The organism is Pseudomonas sp. CFBP 13727 (assembly GCF_014841915.1).
Taxonomy (GTDB): Bacteria; Pseudomonadota; Gammaproteobacteria; order Pseudomonadales; family Pseudomonadaceae; genus Aquipseudomonas; species Aquipseudomonas baltica.
Genome location: NZ_JACYUT010000001.1, coordinates 1,300,555 through 1,316,511 on the forward strand (window position 1 = coordinate 1,300,555; position 15,957 = coordinate 1,316,511).

Annotated in this window: 16 protein-coding genes; 3 read left to right on the forward strand and 13 right to left on the reverse strand. The window is 62.4% G+C overall.

Translation table 11 applies throughout. The features are described 5' to 3' along the window. Window positions 1-115: 115 nt before the first annotated feature. The 9 genes from era to rpoE form a co-directional block, all read right to left on the reverse strand. Window positions 116-1,018 (reverse strand): GTPase Era, encoded by a 903-nt coding sequence (gene era / locus IFT76_RS05735; protein ID WP_122797209.1) that lies wholly within the window; start codon window positions 1,016-1,018, stop codon window positions 116-118. Then, entirely contained in the window at window positions 1,011-1,700 is a 690-nt protein-coding gene (gene rnc, locus IFT76_RS05740; RefSeq protein ID WP_122479360.1) for a ribonuclease III, read from the reverse strand. The genes era and rnc overlap by 8 nt, the downstream gene beginning before the upstream one ends. Then, window positions 1,697-2,074, reverse strand: coding sequence for a DUF4845 domain-containing protein (locus IFT76_RS05745; protein WP_122479722.1), 378 nt, complete (start codon window positions 2,072-2,074; stop codon window positions 1,697-1,699). The genes rnc and IFT76_RS05745 overlap by 4 nt, the downstream gene beginning before the upstream one ends. A gap of 52 nt (window positions 2,075-2,126) precedes the next feature. After that, the gene (lepB, locus tag IFT76_RS05750; RefSeq protein ID WP_122479361.1) at window positions 2,127-2,981 is read right to left on the reverse strand and encodes a signal peptidase I; all 855 of its coding nucleotides are present in this window, start codon (window positions 2,979-2,981) and stop codon (window positions 2,127-2,129) included. A gap of 9 nt (window positions 2,982-2,990) precedes the next feature. Then, the gene (lepA, locus tag IFT76_RS05755; protein WP_122479362.1) at window positions 2,991-4,787 is read right to left on the reverse strand and encodes a translation elongation factor 4; all 1,797 of its coding nucleotides are present in this window, start codon (window positions 4,785-4,787) and stop codon (window positions 2,991-2,993) included. A 204-nt stretch (window positions 4,788-4,991) separates the two neighbouring features. After that, window positions 4,992-6,377, reverse strand: coding sequence for a DegQ family serine endoprotease (locus tag IFT76_RS05760; protein ID WP_244647901.1), 1,386 nt, complete (start codon window positions 6,375-6,377; stop codon window positions 4,992-4,994). Between the two features lie 321 nt (window positions 6,378-6,698). Continuing rightward, window positions 6,699-7,649, reverse strand: coding sequence for a MucB/RseB C-terminal domain-containing protein (locus IFT76_RS05765; protein WP_192057614.1), 951 nt, complete (start codon window positions 7,647-7,649; stop codon window positions 6,699-6,701). A gap of 8 nt (window positions 7,650-7,657) precedes the next feature. Then, window positions 7,658-8,251, reverse strand: a complete 594-nt coding sequence (locus IFT76_RS05770) for a sigma-E factor negative regulatory protein (RefSeq protein ID WP_122479365.1) — start codon at window positions 8,249-8,251, stop codon at window positions 7,658-7,660. Between the two features lie 30 nt (window positions 8,252-8,281). Beyond that, window positions 8,282-8,863: an RNA polymerase sigma factor RpoE gene (rpoE, locus tag IFT76_RS05775; protein ID WP_011535354.1), complete on the reverse strand. Its 582-nt coding sequence runs from the start codon at window positions 8,861-8,863 to the stop codon at window positions 8,282-8,284. A 579-nt stretch (window positions 8,864-9,442) separates the two neighbouring features. Between rpoE and nadB the strand changes: the two genes are divergently transcribed. Further along, window positions 9,443-11,059 (forward strand): L-aspartate oxidase, encoded by a 1,617-nt coding sequence (gene nadB, locus IFT76_RS05780; RefSeq protein WP_192057615.1) that lies wholly within the window; start codon window positions 9,443-9,445, stop codon window positions 11,057-11,059. Here nadB and IFT76_RS05785 read toward each other — a convergent pair. Next, a complete protein-coding gene (locus IFT76_RS05785; RefSeq protein WP_192057616.1) occupies window positions 11,028-11,480 on the reverse strand; it encodes a protein YgfX in 453 nt (150 codons plus the stop codon). The two genes, nadB and IFT76_RS05785, sit on opposite strands and share 32 nt — an antisense overlap. Beyond that, window positions 11,464-11,718: an FAD assembly factor SdhE gene (locus tag IFT76_RS05790; RefSeq protein ID WP_122479368.1), complete on the reverse strand. Its 255-nt coding sequence runs from the start codon at window positions 11,716-11,718 to the stop codon at window positions 11,464-11,466. The genes IFT76_RS05785 and IFT76_RS05790 overlap by 17 nt, the downstream gene beginning before the upstream one ends. A gap of 126 nt (window positions 11,719-11,844) precedes the next feature. Between IFT76_RS05790 and ygfZ the strand changes: the two genes are divergently transcribed. Together ygfZ and IFT76_RS05800 are read left to right on the forward strand one after the other, a co-directional pair. Next, window positions 11,845-12,786: a CAF17-like 4Fe-4S cluster assembly/insertion protein YgfZ gene (ygfZ, locus tag IFT76_RS05795; RefSeq protein WP_192057617.1), complete on the forward strand. Its 942-nt coding sequence runs from the start codon at window positions 11,845-11,847 to the stop codon at window positions 12,784-12,786. 53 nt (window positions 12,787-12,839) lie between these two features. Then, a complete protein-coding gene (locus IFT76_RS05800; protein WP_122797203.1) occupies window positions 12,840-13,652 on the forward strand; it encodes an HDOD domain-containing protein in 813 nt (270 codons plus the stop codon). Here the strand turns inward: IFT76_RS05800 and IFT76_RS05805 are convergent. Together IFT76_RS05805 and IFT76_RS05810 are read right to left on the reverse strand one after the other, a co-directional pair. Next, the gene (locus IFT76_RS05805; protein ID WP_122479371.1) at window positions 13,649-15,031 is read right to left on the reverse strand and encodes a sensor histidine kinase; all 1,383 of its coding nucleotides are present in this window, start codon (window positions 15,029-15,031) and stop codon (window positions 13,649-13,651) included. The genes IFT76_RS05800 and IFT76_RS05805 overlap by 4 nt on opposite strands. After that, window positions 15,024-15,695: a response regulator gene (locus IFT76_RS05810; protein ID WP_049860714.1), complete on the reverse strand. Its 672-nt coding sequence runs from the start codon at window positions 15,693-15,695 to the stop codon at window positions 15,024-15,026. The genes IFT76_RS05805 and IFT76_RS05810 overlap by 8 nt, the downstream gene beginning before the upstream one ends. Window positions 15,696-15,957: the final 262 nt, after the last annotated feature.

The following is a 15,957-nucleotide window of genomic DNA, read 5'->3' on the forward strand; positions in this document are numbered from 1 at the left end:
AACCTGTAGCAGCGGCGCAAGCCGCGTCACGAACCCACGCGAACGAACAGAATATCTGCTGCACCCTGTGACGCGGCTTGCGCCGCTGCTACAGGGTGTCGTCCGCGATGTGAAATTACTGGTCGTTGTAGCCCAGCGAACGCAGCGCTCGCTCGTCGTCGGACCAGCCGCCCTTCACCTTCACCCACAGATTGAGCATGACCTTGGAGTCGAACAGCACCTCCATGTCCTTGCGCGCTTCCATGCCGATGCGCTTGATACGCTCGCCCTTGTCACCAATGATGATTTTCTTCTGACCATCACGCTCGACGAGAATCAAGGCATGGATGTGCAGCGTCTTGCCCTGCTGCTTGAATTCCTCGATCTCGACGGTGATCTGGTACGGCAGCTCGGCGCCCAGCTGGCGCATGATCTTCTCGCGCACCAGTTCGGCAGCGAGAAACCGGCTGCTGCGGTCGGTGATCTGGTCTTCCGGGAAGAAATGCTCGTTCTCCGGCAGATGCCCGGCAATCACTTTTTCCAGCGCTTCGAGGTTATGCCCGTGCTGCGCGGAAATCGGCACGATCTCGGCGTTCGGCAGCTGCTCCTGCAGCCAGGCCAGGTGCGGCATCAGCTCAGCCTTGTCCTCGATGCGATCGGTCTTGTTGATCGCCAGGATCACCGGCCCCTGCACGTACTGCACCCGCTCCAGAACCAGTTGGTCTTCGTCCGTCCACTTGGTGCGGTCGACCACGAAGATCACCACGTCGACGTCTTTCAACGCTGCCGAGGCGGTCTTGTTCATGTAGCGGTTCAGGGCCTTTTCATTGCCCTTGTGCATGCCCGGGGTGTCGACATAGACGGCCTGGATCTCGCCCTCGGTCTTGATGCCCAGCATGTTGTGGCGGGTGGTCTGCGGCTTGCGCGACGTGATCGCCAGCTTCTGCCCCAGAATGTGGTTGAGCAACGTCGATTTGCCGACATTCGGACGGCCGACGATGGCTACATAGCCACAACGGGTAACGGGTGCATCAGTCATTGCCATTCTCCACGCCCAGGGCGATCAGGGCAGACGCGGCGGCCACCTGTTCGGCGATGCGACGGCTGACGCCCTGGCCCCGGCTTTTCTCATTCAGAAGGACGACTTCACACTCGACGAAGAACTGTCGGCAGTGCGGGTCGCCCTGGATATCCACCACTTCATAGCGCGGCAGTTCAGCACCGCGCGACTGCAGGAACTCCTGCAGGCGGGTCTTGGGATCTTTGTTGGTGTCGACCAGCGTCAGTCCTTCGAACTGCCCTTCCAGCCAGGCCAGCACGCGATCACGCGCTGCATCCATACCGGTGTCCAGGTAGATGGCCCCGATCAGTGCTTCGAGGGCATCGGCCAGGATCGATTCGCGGCGAAAGCCACCACTCTTCAATTCGCCCGAGCCCAGGCGCAGGTAATCGCCCAGATCGAAGCCGCGGGCCAGTATGGCCAAGGTTTCACCCTTGACCAGACGCGCGCGCAGGCGTGAAAGCTGGCCTTCGCGGGCTTGCGGAAAGCGCTCGAAAAGCGCTTCGCCAGCGACGAAATTGAGGATGGCATCGCCGAGAAACTCGAGGCGCTCGTTGTTGCGCCCGGCGAAGCTGCGATGGGTCAGTGCCAGCACCATCAGGTCCTGGTCCTTGAAAGTGTAGCCCAGCTGGCGTTCGAGGCGGCCCAGGGAAGCGGTCACGGCTTGACCACGCTGAACTCACGATCAAACTTCACCACCACATCCAGATTCTGGATCAGTGGCTCACGCTTTTCGTACTTGAGGTGGGCCTTGAACGTGTTACCCGCCTCGGTGATGCTTAAAACCTTGTTCAAATCCAGATCCTGAATATTGTTGACCTGCATGGCCCGGCTGACGTGGCCATAGAATTCACCCACCGTATCGACCCGGGTGGACTTGTCGGCACCCGCCGACTCGATGGCCTGGGTCAGCGTCCGGTAGTCCATGTAGTGCGGCACCAGCTTGAAAGCCGTACTGGCCACGAACGCGATCACCGCCAGGGTGAGCAACCAGCCAACGATGGACATGCCTTGCTGGGACTTCACTGCGTTCATGCTGGACACCTCTGAAAACATTCGGCGCCGTCCGTGGACGGCGCCGGCGGCGCTACTTGATCAGCCCGACTCGCGAGAAGTTGGGCAAGTGGCTGAGCTTGGGCTCGGGCCAGCTCATCCAGATGGCAAAGGCCTTGCCGACGATATTCTGGTCGGGGACCATGCCCAGCAGTTCCTTGGGAATCGACGGATCGTCCCAGTAGCGGCTGTCGTTCGAGTTGTCGCGGTTGTCGCCCATCATGAAGTAGTGCCCGGCAGGCACCGTCCACTGGCTGTCGGGCGGCGCGCGATAGCGCGACATTTCCTGGCGGATGACGTGCTCGACTTCGCCCAGCTTTTCCTTGTACAACTCGGCGCTGCCCAGGCTGCCCGGCTCGCTGCCAACCAGTTGCCGCGCGATCAATTCGCCGTTGACGTACAGCTGCTTGTCCGAGGTGTAGCGAATCTGGTCGCCCGGCAAGCCGATCACGCGCTTGATGTAGTTGACGTTGGGGTCGCTGGGGTAGCGGAACACCATCACGTCGCCGCGCTTGGGATCGTTGACCTCGATGATTTTCTTGTCCACCACCGGCAGGCGAATACCGTAGGAGAACTTGTTCACGAGGATGAAATCACCCACTTCCAGGGTCGGGATCATCGAGCCCGAAGGAATCTGGAACGGCTCGACCAGAAACGAGCGCAGCACCAGCACGATGAACAGCACCGGGAAGAACGACTTGCCGTATTCGACCAGCAGCGGTTCCTTGTCCAGGCGCTCGACCACCGCCGGCTCGGGCTGGCTGACGCTGCCCTCGTAGGTGGCGATCGCAGCCCGTCGTCGTGGCGCCAGGACGACCAGATCAAGCAAGGCCAGCAGACCACAAACGGCTACGGCGATGACCAGCAACAGCGGGAAATTTAGTGACATAGGACTCGACTATTCCAACCTGAGCACAGCAAGGAAGGCTTCCTGTGGAATTTCCACGTTGCCGACCTGCTTCATGCGTTTCTTACCGGCCTTCTGTTTCTCCAACAGCTTGCGCTTACGGCTCACGTCGCCACCGTAACACTTGGCCAGTACGTTCTTTCTGAGCGCCTTGACAGTGGTCCGGGCAATGACCTGTCCGCCAATGGCGGCCTGGATTGCCACATCGAACATCTGCCGAGGGATCAGCTCCTTCATTTTCTCGGTCAACGCACGGCCCTTGTAGGCCGCATTGTCGCGGTGCACGATCAGCGCCAGGGCATCGACCTTGTCGCCGTTGATCAACACATCCAGCTTGACCAGGTTGGCCGACTGGTAACGCTCGAAATGGTAGTCCAGCGAGGCATAGCCACGGCTGGTGGATTTCAGGCGGTCGAAGAAGTCCAGCACCACTTCATTCATCGGCAGGTCGTAGCGAACCTGAACCTGGCTGCCGAGGAATTGCATGTCGCGCTGCACGCCGCGCTTCTCGATGCACAGGGTAATGACGTTGCCCAGGTGCTCTTGAGGCACAAGAATCGTTGCCGACACGATCGGCTCGCGGAAGTCCTCGACGGACGAGGCGTCCGGAAGCTTCGACGGGTTGTCCACATAAATGGTTTCACCGGTCTTCATGACCACTTCGAAGATCACGCTCGGCGCCGTGGTGATCAGGTCCAGGTCGTACTCGCGCTCCAGGCGCTCCTGGATGATCTCCATGTGCAGCATGCCCAGGAACCCGCAGCGGAAACCGAAGCCCAGGGCATCGGAGCTTTCCGGCAGGTACTGCAGCGAGGAATCGTTGAGGGTCAGTTTCTGCAACGCGTCGCGGAAATCTTCGAAGTCTTCCGAGCTGACCGGGAACAGCCCGGCGTAGACCTGCGGCTGAATGCGCTTGAAGCCGGGCAGCACGGCAACATCGGGCGTGCTGCTCAAGGTCAGGGTGTCGCCGACCGGCGCGCCGTGAATGTCCTTGATGCTGCCGATGATGAAGCCCACCTCGCCCGCCTTGAGGTCGGCCGTGGCGGTGTGCTTGGGAGTGAAGACGCCGACGCTGTCGACCAGGTGCACCTTGCCGGTGGACTTGACCAGAATCTTGTCGCCCTTCTTCACCCGGCCATGGCGCACGCGCACCAGCGAGACAACGCCCAGGTAGTTGTCGAACCAGGAGTCGATGATCAACGCCTGCAACGGTGCTTCGATATCGCCAGTAGGGGCCGGAATGGTCTGCACCAGGCGCTCGAGCACGTCGATCACGCCCATGCCGCTCTTGGCGCTGCAGGCCACGGCGTCGGTCGCGTCTATGCCAATGATCTTCTCGATCTCGTCCTTGACCTTGTCCGGGTCGGCCTGGGGCAGGTCCATCTTGTTCAGCACCGGCATCACTTCCAGGCCTTGCTCGATGGCCGTGTAGCAGTTGGCCACGGACTGGGCTTCGACGCCCTGCCCCGCATCCACCACCAGCAGCGCGCCTTCGCAGGCCGCCAGCGAGCGGCTGACTTCGTAGGTGAAGTCGACGTGCCCAGGGGTATCGATGAAATTCAGCTGGTAGGTTTTGCCGTCCTGCGCCTTGTAGTGCAGGGTGACGCTGTGCGCCTTGATGGTGATCCCGCGCTCACGCTCCAGGTCCATGGAGTCCAGGACCTGGGCCTCCATTTCGCGGTCGGCCAGGCCGCCGCACATCTGGATGAACCGATCGGCGAGGGTCGACTTGCCGTGATCGATGTGGGCGATGATGGAGAAATTGCGGATATGACTCAAATCACTCACGGGTCAACACTCAAAAAGGCTGCGGGCCGAACGCCCAACGAAAAATAGCCGGGAATTGTACCTGAATAACGTTCGGGTGTGGGAGCGGTGGGTCGAGGGGTGGTTGTACGGACGTCTTCGCGGGCACAGGGCCCGCGAAGGCCACACCACCGCTCACAAAAAAGGCGACCCGAAGGCCGCCTTTCGTTCATACACCCAACCTGCTTACTCAGCCAGCTTGAAGGTGATGAAGCTCGCCCTGCCCTGACGCAGCACGCGCATGGACACCGAACGATTCTTCGGCAGGCCCTTGGCGATATCGGCGAACTGCTTCGACGACTCGATGGCCTGGTTGTTCAGGTGCGTGATGACGTCGCCGGGCTGCAGGCCGATCAGCGCAGCCGGACCGTCCTGCACCTCCTTGATGACCACGCCGCCCTTGAGCTCGAGTGCCTTTTTCTGTTCGGTGGTCAGCTCTGCCACCGACACACCCAAACGATTGCTGCTGCGTTCGGTCTGGGCCTTGGCGCCTGTATCCAGATCCTGATCGTCATCCGGCATCGCACCAACGGTCACGTCGATCGTGCGGCGCTTGCCTTCGCGGATCACTTCCAGGCTGGCCTTGGCACCGGCCTTGAGCCCTCCGACCAGATGCGGCAGGTCAGCCGACATATCGATCGGCTGGCCATTCATGCTCAGGATCACATCACCCACCTGCAAGCCGCCCTTGGCTGCCGGGCCTTCTTCGAGCACCTGTGCAACCAGTGCACCGGCCGGCTTGTCCAGGCCGAACGACTCGGCCAGGTCCTTGTTGACCTCTTGAATGACCACGCCCAGCCAGCCGCGGCTGACCTTGCCGTCCTTCTTGAGCTGGTCCGAAACGTCCAGGGCAACGTCGATCGGAATGGCGAAGGACAAGCCCATAAAGCCGCCGGAACGGGTGAAGATCTGCGAGTTGATACCCACCACTTCACCGTTCATGTTGAACAGCGGGCCACCCGAGTTGCCTGGGTTGATCGCCACGTCGGTCTGGATGAACGGCACGTAGGCGTCATTGGGCAGTGTACGGCCCTTGGCGCTGACGATGCCCTTGGTGACCGAATGGTCGAAGCCGAACGGCGAGCCGATGGCCAATACCCACTCGCCTACTTTCAACTTGGCCGAATCGCCCAGCTTGACCGTAGGCAGATTCTTGCCGTCGATTTTCAACAGCGCCACGTCGGTGCGCGGATCGGTGCCGACCAGCTTGGCCTTCAGCTCACTGCGATCGGACAGGCGCACGATGATTTCGTCGGCGTCGGCGATCACGTGGTTGTTGGTGAGTACATAGCCGTCAGCCGACACGATGAAACCCGAACCCAACGACTGCGCTTCGCGCTGACGATCGCCGCGCTGCGGGGAACGCGGCCCACCGCGCGGCATGTTGCGCTCGAAGAACTCGCGAAACATCGGCGGCAGGCCTTCCAGATCTGGCATCTGGCTGGCAGCCACCCCGCGATCCGGCAGCTTCTGCGTGGTACTGATGTTCACCACGGCGGGCGAAGCCTGTTCGACCAGCGTGGTGAAATCAGGCAACGCTTCAGCCTGCACGCTGGCAACGTTGCCCAGCATCAGCACTGCCGCGAACAGTGAAAGAAAGGGGTTGAAACGTGTTATCGACATACGGCTCCCGTTCGTAACGAGCATGGTTGAGCAATAGGGTTGTGCGGTCGGCAAAACCGGGATTCGGCCCTCTGGCAATCCCGTGTTCCGGCGCGGCGCACGGCAGCGAACCAGCAACTGCATAACGGTTCGCCCCCGAAGCACAGACCTATAAGAAAAAAACCGGCGGTTTGCAACCTGCATGAAACAGCTTTCACGTTACGTCGCGATGATTAAACCAGCATGAAGGCCTGTCGCGAAGCATGGACGGCGCCTTGGGGCGCGCACAGTTCAACGCCGAGCCTGAACATCCTGGCGTTGCATCGACAGGGCTATTCGCTCAGCAGTGCCCAGCGGGATTTCACCCACTACCGTGATCATCATTTCACCTTCCGAGGTCTTCAACCGTCGCGACACTGCCGCCGTCGGGCCAAGCTGGACGCGGGTATCGCGCGCAGATGCACCATTGAGCGGTTCAACAAATACAGAAAAATGCGCAAGCCCATCGGCGTACAGCAGACTGGTCACACTGGCATTGCTGGCGGAAGATTTGCGCAGGCCTGTCTGGGCCAGTTCGAAGCCAGCCGGGATCCATTTGGAGCGCCACGTGGAGACATCGCGCGGTGCGGTGGCAGCGAGCGCGTGCAATACAGGCTTACAATTTGGTGTCGCCTTCAAGTCAGCAGATGCAGGGGCTCCCACTGCCAGACGCGTGTACTGCAAACGTTCGAGCAGTCGCCCTTGCGCGTCGATCAACAAAGACTTGAGCAACAGGCCGGTACGTGCGTCCAGATGCATCTCGAAGGCATAGCGGTCGCGATCCCTGGGAACCAGAGTCACCACCACTGCCTCGCGGCCGGCCACCCTGGAAGCTCCGGCAACGCGCAGGTCGTACCACGACATCAACTTGAGCGGATCGACAACGCCATCGGAGCCAACAGGACCTTGCACCACGCCGAGCACTGGGTTGCCCGTTGCGCAGGCCGTACGGCCACCGGCCTGGACACGCTCGGACGCGATACCATCCAATTTGAGCACACGCTCACGCACCCCGCCGTCGCCAGCACGGTGCCAAACCTGATAAGTGGAGAAATCACCGTCACGTTCGTAGACGAACGTGCCTTCGAAACTCTGCGTGCGCTCGGCGCGCGTCATGCTTTCGAGCCACTGAGCTGCATCGGGTGCAGCAGCGGCCGGTGCGGCCAGGCCAAGGAGAAATGGCAGGAGCAGAGCCGCACGCATGATCGGGATTAACGGTTTTCCATGCTCGCGGAACGGGCATAAGGCAGAGCGCTTTCCGAACCTTTGGCGGCAGCTTCCTGCGAATGTTGACGCAGATAACCCGGCAGGCGCTGGTCGTTCAAACCTTCCTCACCTTTAAGCACACCGTTGGCCATCGGCCCTGGTGCGTCGGAGCTGTCGGGCGTGTAGCCCGCCAGAACGGCCGGACCTTGCACCATCGGCGTCGACGGCGCTTGCTGCGCGGGCTGCTGTTGCGCCAGCTCGGCGCCGGTAATGTCGTCCTGGTTGTACAGGCGCACGCCTGCCAGCACGGCGACGGTCACCGAAGCAGCCACGGCCAGACGACCGAGGCTGCGCCATGGGCCGCGAGCAGCCGCTGCCGGCGCAACGTCTTCGGCAATGGCTGCCGACACTGCAGCCGACAGGTCCAGGCGCGGATCCAGAAGGTCCTTGTGCATGACAGCACGAGCGACCTGAAAACGTGCCCATGTGGCACGGGTTTCGGCATCGTCCAGCGCGGTCAGTACCCGACGCAGTTCCAATTCGTCCGCTTCGTTATCCATCACTGCGGACAGCGATTCCTGCAGGGCTTCACGACTCATGGCGTTCCTCTCTTGGCTATCGCCGCTGTCTCAGGATTCCTGCAACAACGGCTGCAGGGCTTTGTCGATGGCTTCCCGGGCACGGAAAATCCGTGACCGCACGGTCCCCACCGGACACTGCATGACACTGGCAATGTCTTCGTAACTCAAACCGTCGAACTCGCGCAGGGTCAATGCCGTGCGCAGGTCTTCAGGCAGCTGCTGAATGGTTCGATGGACGGTACCCTCGATCTCATCGCGCAGCAGTGAACGTTCCGGTGACTCGAGGTCCTTGAGGCCATGATCGCCGTCATAGAACTCCGCGTCCTCGGAACTTACGTCACTGTCCGGTGGCCTGCGTCCGCGGGACACCAGATAGTTTTTCGCCGTGTTGATGGCGATACGGTACAGCCACGTGTAAAACGCGCTGTCTCCGCGAAAATTGCCCAACGCGCGGTAAGCCTTGATGAAAGCTTCCTGCGCCACGTCCTGGGCTTCATGGGTGTCGTGCACGAACCGCACGATCAACCCGAGAATCTTGTGCTGGTATTTCAGCACCAACAGATCAAACGCTCGCCGATCACCGCGTTGTACACGCTCGACCAGCTGCTGATCCTCTTCCTGGGTTAGCATGAACACTCCTCATGGGTCCGGAAGGAGCGCTGCTCAGGCCATCGTTCAGGCTTGCAACCATAGACTCGGGCTATTCGCAAAAGTTCTCCCCTCCAGGCAAGTTTCCCGCAGGCCTGGATCAAGCCTGCACGGAAAGCGCAGCTCGAACGTGCCGGGCTGCGCCGATAATCTTTCCGTCGAGCGCTGCAACCTGGCATTGCCAATGCAACCACTGTTCGACGCTGTTTCCTTCCTATAGGCAACCTTCTATTGATTGCAGGCTTTCTTGGAAAGTTCCCACAAAAACGAAGGTTTAGGCCTATACGCACGGCTTACTCGGTCCTACAACCGTTCCTATAACTGAAGTGATTCAGCTCGCGCAGCCCAGGTCGAGCGCCTGTTCGCGTAGCGCAAGCGTCAATGCGGCTGCTATAAATGCCGCGCCACGCCAGCGGGAAACCCTGGACTCCGTGCGTCGAAGGTGCCGCTATTGTGCCGCTACCCCCTTGGATATACCAGCGGGACGTGCACAACAGGCGCGAACGGCACACTGGATGGCGCTTCACGCAACCTTACTTTCGACCTGCGGATGACCTTCGAATGGGCAAGCAACTGCAACACGATGTTCTGGTGATCGGTAGCGGAGCCGCAGGCTTGAGCCTTGCGCTGGCGTTACCCGACACGCTGCGCATCGCGGTCATCAGCAAAGGTGGACTGGGCGATGGCTCGACGCCCTGGGCACAGGGCGGCGTGGCGGCCGTACTGGCCGATACCGATACCGTCGAGGCTCACGTTCAGGACACGCTCGAAGCGGGCGCCGGCCTGTGCGATGAAGAGGCCGTGCGCTTCACCGTAGAGCACAGCCGGGCGGCGATTCAGTGGCTGGTCGAGTTGGGCGTGCCGTTTACCCGTGAACACGAATCGGATCCCGAGCACACCGGTTTCCCCTTTCATCTGACCCGTGAAGGCGGCCACAGCCAGCGCCGGATCATTCATGCGGCGGATGCCACCGGCGCGGCGATGTTCGACACGCTGTTGGCAGCGGCGCGCCTGCGGCCCAACATCGAACTCATGGAGCAGTGCGCGGCCATCGACCTGATTACCGAACGGCGCCTGGGCCGCGCTGAGGACCGCTGTCTCGGCGCCTACGTGCTGGATCATCGCAGCGGCGCGGTGAACACTCACGCGGCGCGCTTCACCGTGCTGGCAACCGGTGGCGCCGCCAAGGTCTACCTGTACACCAGCAACCCCGACGGTGCCTGCGGCGATGGCATTGCCATGGCGTGGCGCGCGGGCTGCCGGGTCGCCAATCTGGAATTCAACCAGTTCCACCCGACCTGCCTGTATCACCCCCAGGCCAAGAGTTTTCTCATCACCGAAGCGCTGCGTGGCGAGGGCGCCCTGCTCAAGTTGGCCAACGGCGAGCGTTTCATGCCTCGCTTCGACTCGCGTGCCGAGCTTGCCCCGCGCGATATCGTGGCGCGCGCCATCGACCACGAAATGAAGCGCCTGGGCGCCGAGTGTGTGTACCTGGACATCAGCCACAAACCGGCAGACTTCATCCGCAGCCATTTCCCGACGGTATACCAACGCTGCTTGACGTTCGGCATCGACATCACCCGCCAGCCCATTCCTGTCGTGCCAGCCGCCCACTACACCTGTGGCGGCGTGCAGGTGGACCGGCACGGCCGCACCGACGTCCCCCATTTGTATGCCATTGGCGAAACCAGTTGCACTGGCCTGCACGGCGCCAACCGCATGGCCAGCAATTCCCTGCTCGAATGCATCGTCTACGCCCGCTCCGCCGCCGAGCACATCGTTTCCTGCCTGGCCGAAGTCGCACCGCCCGGACCGTTGCCGCAGTGGGACGCCAGCCAGGTGACCGATTCGGACGAAGACGTGATCATTGCCCACAACTGGGACGAGTTGCGGCGCTTCATGTGGGACTACGTGGGCATCGTGCGCACCACCAAACGTCTGCAGCGCGCGCAGCACCGAGTGCGCCTGCTGCTCGACGAGATCGATGAGTTCTACAGCAACTATAAGGTCAGCCGTGACCTGATCGAACTGCGCAACCTGGCGCAAGTGGCCGAGCTGATGATTGCGTCGGCCATGCAGCGCAAGGAAAGCCGAGGCCTGCACTACACGCTCGACTATCCAGATCTGCTGTCCGAGGCACATGACACTATTCTGGAACCGCCCACCTTTGCCGACTGAACTTGAGCCGCAGGCGCAGGCGTCGATGGGTGTCTGCATCCAGGCAGTCAGGCAGGACACAAGCGCTGCGCACCTGTCGCTGACCGGCCAGGCGGAAGCGCAGCACAACCACATGGGGCAGCGCCATGCTGTCGGGGCGCAGCTGCACCGCTTGCCAGCCAGCGGCCGCGGTCCACACGGACCAGCCGCTACGATCACGGCGCAGGCCGGTCACGGCGTGGGGGCTACCGAGCAACACTTGCCGCGGCAATACGTACAGTGCGTGCGCGATGCATAGCGCCGCGGCGGCCAGGTGCACGAGTACGGGCGCATCCATCAGCAGGTTGGCCAGCCACGCCGAGGCCTGCGCCAGCACGTAGAAGGCCAGCAGCCGCCGCGAGGGCTGCCAGTGGCACTCGAAGCGGTTACTTGGGCTGGACACGATCCAGGATCATCCGAACCATGCGCTGCAACTCGGGGTCATCGGACTCGTTACGCTCCATGAACCAGCCGAACATGTCTTGATCTTCACATTCGAGCAGGCGTACGTAGACATCGCGATCCACCTGATTCAAGTGGGGATAGACTTCCTTGACGAAAGGCACCAGCAACACGTCCAGCTCCAGCATGCCGCGGCGGCTGTGCCAGTAAAGCCGGTTGAGTTCAACGTTTTCGACCATGGGGGGCTCCTTGAATAGGCGCGCAGTATACAGAGGCGTCGGTGGGGTGTCAGGGCGGCGGGGATAGCATTCCCCCGGCGCGGGGCTCTATGATGACGTCCAGTCTTTTCAACTCAGCGATGACCCATGTCCGATAGCGCTATGTTCTGCACCCTGACCCACGAGGGCGTCCTCGCCGTTCGCGGCTCGGACGCCGGCAAGTTCCTGCAGGGCCAGCTCACCTGCAACCTCAACTACCTGGACGAGCACACGGCCAGTCTCGGCGCGCGCTGCACGCAGAAAGGCCGCATGCAGTCCAGCTTTCGCATTCTTTTGCAGGGCGATGGCTGTGTTCTGGCCATGGCCCGCGGCCTGCTCGAAGCACAATTGGCGGACCTGAAGAAGTACGCGGTGTTCTCCAAGTCCAAGCTCACCGACGAGAGCGACGCCTGGGTGCGCTTCGGCGTGCAGCATGGCGATGGCGCGCTGAACGCGCTGGGCCTGGACCTGCCCCTGGACACCGATGCTGTGGTACGTCACGGCGCGCTGATCGCAGTGCGCGTCTCGCCGGCGCGGGCCGAGCTGTGGGCGCCTGCCGAGCAGGCCGAGAACCTGGCCGCCCGGCTGGCCGAACAGCTGGCCCAGGGCTCGCTCGACGACTGGATGCTGGGGCAGATCCGCGCCGGTATCGGCCAGGTGCTGGAGCCGACTCGCGAACTGTTCATCCCGCAGATGCTGAACCTGCAGGCAGTGGGCGGCGTGAGTTTCAAGAAAGGTTGCTACACCGGCCAGGAAATCGTGGCGCGCATGCAGTACCTGGGCAAACTCAAGCGACGCCTCTACCACGTCCAGTTGACCGGCCCGACGCGTCCGGAACCGGGTGCTGCGCTGTTCTCGCCGGTGCATGGCAGCGCCATTGGCGAGATTGCCCTGGCCGCACCGACCGCGCAGGGTTTCGAGGCCCTGGCCGTACTGCAGGACAACGCGGTCGAGGATGGTCGCATTCATCTGGGCAGTCTCGAAGGTCCTGCGCTGGCGCTTCTCACCTTGCCCTATACACTTGATCGAGACCGTGAAATACAGCGCTGACACGGCCCGTAGCAGGGCCTGCGCACCTCTCTCCCGCTATGCCGAGGCGTCGAATGAACCAGCTGGCCGATACAGTACAAAGGGATTTGCTGGCCGCCATCGACCGTGACGAACTGGTCTTGCCGACCATGCCGGAAGTCGCCCTGAAAATTCGTGAAGCGGCCGAGGACGACAACGTCAGCGTCAATCGTCTGAGTCAGGTCATCGCTCAGGACGCAGCGCTGTCGGCGCGTCTGCTCAAGGTGGTCAACAGCCCACTGCTGCGCGCCAGTTTCGAGGTCACCGACGTGCGTACGGCGATCAATCGGCTGGGCGTCAATTACAGCAGCAACCTGGCCATCGGCCTGGTCATCGAACAGATCTTCCACGCCCGCGCGCCTGCTGTGCAGAGCCGCATGCGCGAGGCCTGGCGGACCAGCCTGGAGGTGGCCGGCATGTGCACCGAGCTGGCGCGGCGATTCACCACGCTCAAGCCCGACCGCGCTGCTCTTGCCGGCCTGGTGCACCAGATCGGCGTATTGCCGATCCTGACCTACGCCCAGGAGCACAACGAACTGCTGGCCGACCCGGTGAGCCTCACCCATGTGATCGAGCATATCCATCCGCGGATAGGCGACCACATCCTGCACAAGTGGGACTTTCCGGCCATGCTCGCGCAGGTGCCAGGCCAGTTCCTGGACCTGAACCGGCACAACACGGAAACCGATTATGGCGATCTGGTGATGATCGTCACGCTGTTGCGCCTGCCGCACAATACGGGCCTGCCGACCCTGGTCGAGCATCCGGCGTATCAACGCCTGGAAATCAAGCAAAGCCCGGTGCTGCTGGCCAGCGATCTGCTGCAGGCACAGTCGCTGCTGAACTAGAGCGCGAAGTCGACGCGCACTTTCAAGCCGCCCCTGGCGCCATCGTGCAGGCTGATGCGCGCCATGTGCGCGCGGCAGATTTCACCGACGATGGCCAGCCCCAACCCGGTTCCGCTGCTCTGCGCATTGCGCCGGTAGAAGCGCTCGAACACGCGATCGCGTTCATCCGCCGGAATGCCTGGCCCGTCGTCCTCGACTTCGAGGATGCCGGGGGCCAGCACGCGCAAAATGACGTTACCGCCGGCCGGGGTATGCGCCAGGGCGTTGTCCACCAGGTTGCTGAGCAGTTCGTTGAGCAACGTCGGCTCGCCGCGCAGCCAGATGGGCTCGTCGGCCTCCAATGCCAGCGCCACGCCTCGGCCGTGGGCCAGGGGCGCCATGGCCATGCCCAGTTCGCGGGCCAATTGGCTCAGGTCCAGGCGCTGGGCGCCGCCTTCGGCAATGGCCCGTGCGCCGTTCTCGACCCTGGCCAGCGACAGCAACTGATTGGCCAGGTGGGTCAGTTTATCGGTGCCTTCCACCGCCTGCTGCAGGGTGGTGCGCCAGACTTCCGGCTGTTCGGCGCGCAAGCCTAACTCCACCCTCGCCTTGAGCGCTGCCAGCGGCGTGCGCAACTCGTGGGCAGCATCGGCAATGAACTGCGCCTGACGCTCGAACTGGACGCGCAGGCGCTCGGTGAAATGGTTGAGGGCCTGCACCAGCGGCCACAGTTCGCGCTGGACCTCGACCAGCGGCAGGGGGCGCAGGTCATCCGGCTGACGGTCTTCGACTTCGTCGCGCAGACGCTCCAGTGGGCGCAGGGCGGCGCTGACCGTGACCCATACCAGCAACAAGGCGCCGCCGCCGAGCATGCCCAGGCGCAGCAGGGTGTCGGCCATCAGGCTACGGGCCATCGACACGCGCGCTTCTTCGGTCTCGGCCACGCGAATTTCTGCCATGCCGATCATGTTCGGTTCGCTGACCGCCTTGAGCAGGCTCACCACGCGTACGTCCTGCCCCAGATAACGGCCGCTGTAGAACGTGGCCAGGGCCGGATAATCATCTGTGCGCGGCGTGCCCTTGGGCGGCGCCGGCAGGTTTTCGTAGCCGGAGATCAGCTTGTGGTCGATGTCGTTGACCTGGTAGTAGATGCGCCCGGCGCTGTCGTAGGCGAAGGTATCCAGGGCCACGTAGGGCACGTCGGCACTGAGCGTGCCGTCGCGCTGGGACAGCCCGGCGGCAATGGTGCGCGCCGAGGCCAGCAGGGTCCGGTCATAAGCCGTGTCGGCCGCTTCGCGGCCATTCCAGTAGGCACTCAGACCGCTGGCCAGCATCAGGAAGACCAGCAGCATGGCGAGGTTCCACAGCAGCCGCCAACGCAGGCTGCTGACTTCACGCATCGCGGCTTTCCAGCAGGTAGCCCAGACCGCGGAAGGTGACGATGGCGATCGGTTGCTTGTCGAGCTTCTTGCGCAGGCGGTGCACATAGATCTCGATGGCGTCGGCGCTGGCCTCTTCGTCCAGCCCGAACACCTGGGCCGCCAATTGCTCCTTGCTCATCACCCGTCCCGGACGGGCAATCAGCGCCTCGAGCACCGCCTGTTCGCGCGAGGTCAGGGTCAGCAGTTCCTTGCCCAGGGTGAAGCGTCGCGTATCCAGGTCATAGGCCAGCGGACCGCAGCGTTGCTGGCGCTCACCACCAAGCACGGTGCGCCGCAGCAGGGCCTTGACCCGGGCTTCCAGCTCGGTGAGCTCGAACGGCTTGGCCAGGTAGTCGTCGGCGCCCAGGTTCAGGCCATGGACGCGGTCCTTGACGTCGCTGCGCGCCGTGAGCATCAGCACCGGCAAATTCTTGCCCCGCGCCCGCAGGCGCGCCAGCACTTCAAAACCATCGAGCCTGGGCAGGCCGACGTCGAGTATCGCGGCGGCGTACTCCTCGCTGGCCAGGGCCAGGTCTGCCGCGACGCCGTCGTGCAGCACATCGACGGTCAAGCCGGTGGCCTTCAGCGCCTGGGCGACACTTTCGGCCAACTGCAGGTGATCTTCTACAAGCAGGACACGCATCGGTATTCCTCACGGCCAATCTTTTCTATGTCGGGATGATGTTGCCGTAGTACGGTATTCGCTGCTGCCAGAGCCAGCCGCGAAGGCTCATCAACCGCTTTATGTGCCCGAGTTTACAGGCCCGTGCCGGACTGTGAAGCAGTCTTGGCAGATTGACCGCCACTGAAAGCTTGGTGAAAGGTTCGCAACATAAGGTTTCAGCAAGGCGAGTCCGTAGAGACCTGCCACGCAAACGTCACGATACGTTTTCGATAACAAGAAC

Excerpts from the sequence above, each read along its gene's own strand:
- era (WP_122797209.1), bottom strand. The coding sequence starts at position 1,018 with ATGACTGATGCACCCGTTACCCGTTGTGGCTATGTAGCCATCGTCGGC.
- IFT76_RS05745 (WP_122479722.1), bottom strand. The coding sequence starts at position 2,074 with ATGAACGCAGTGAAGTCCCAGCAAGGCATGTCCATCGTTGGCTGGTTG.
- lepB (WP_122479361.1), bottom strand. The coding sequence starts at position 2,981 with ATGTCACTAAATTTCCCGCTGTTGCTGGTCATCGCCGTAGCCGTTTGT.
- IFT76_RS05760 (WP_244647901.1), bottom strand. The coding sequence starts at position 6,377 with ATGCTGGGCAACGTTGCCAGCGTGCAGGCTGAAGCGTTGCCTGATTTC.
- IFT76_RS05765 (WP_192057614.1), bottom strand. The coding sequence starts at position 7,649 with ATGCGTGCGGCTCTGCTCCTGCCATTTCTCCTTGGCCTGGCCGCACCG.
- IFT76_RS05770 (WP_122479365.1), bottom strand. The coding sequence starts at position 8,251 with ATGAGTCGTGAAGCCCTGCAGGAATCGCTGTCCGCAGTGATGGATAAC.
- rpoE (WP_011535354.1), bottom strand. The coding sequence starts at position 8,863 with ATGCTAACCCAGGAAGAGGATCAGCAGCTGGTCGAGCGTGTACAACGC.
- nadB (WP_192057615.1), top strand. The coding sequence starts at position 9,443 with ATGGGCAAGCAACTGCAACACGATGTTCTGGTGATCGGTAGCGGAGCC.
- IFT76_RS05790 (WP_122479368.1), bottom strand. The coding sequence starts at position 11,718 with ATGGTCGAAAACGTTGAACTCAACCGGCTTTACTGGCACAGCCGCCGC.
- ygfZ (WP_192057617.1), top strand. The coding sequence starts at position 11,845 with ATGTCCGATAGCGCTATGTTCTGCACCCTGACCCACGAGGGCGTCCTC.
- IFT76_RS05800 (WP_122797203.1), top strand. The coding sequence starts at position 12,840 with ATGAACCAGCTGGCCGATACAGTACAAAGGGATTTGCTGGCCGCCATC.
- IFT76_RS05805 (WP_122479371.1), bottom strand. The coding sequence starts at position 15,031 with ATGCGTGAAGTCAGCAGCCTGCGTTGGCGGCTGCTGTGGAACCTCGCC.
- IFT76_RS05810 (WP_049860714.1), bottom strand. The coding sequence starts at position 15,695 with ATGCGTGTCCTGCTTGTAGAAGATCACCTGCAGTTGGCCGAAAGTGTC.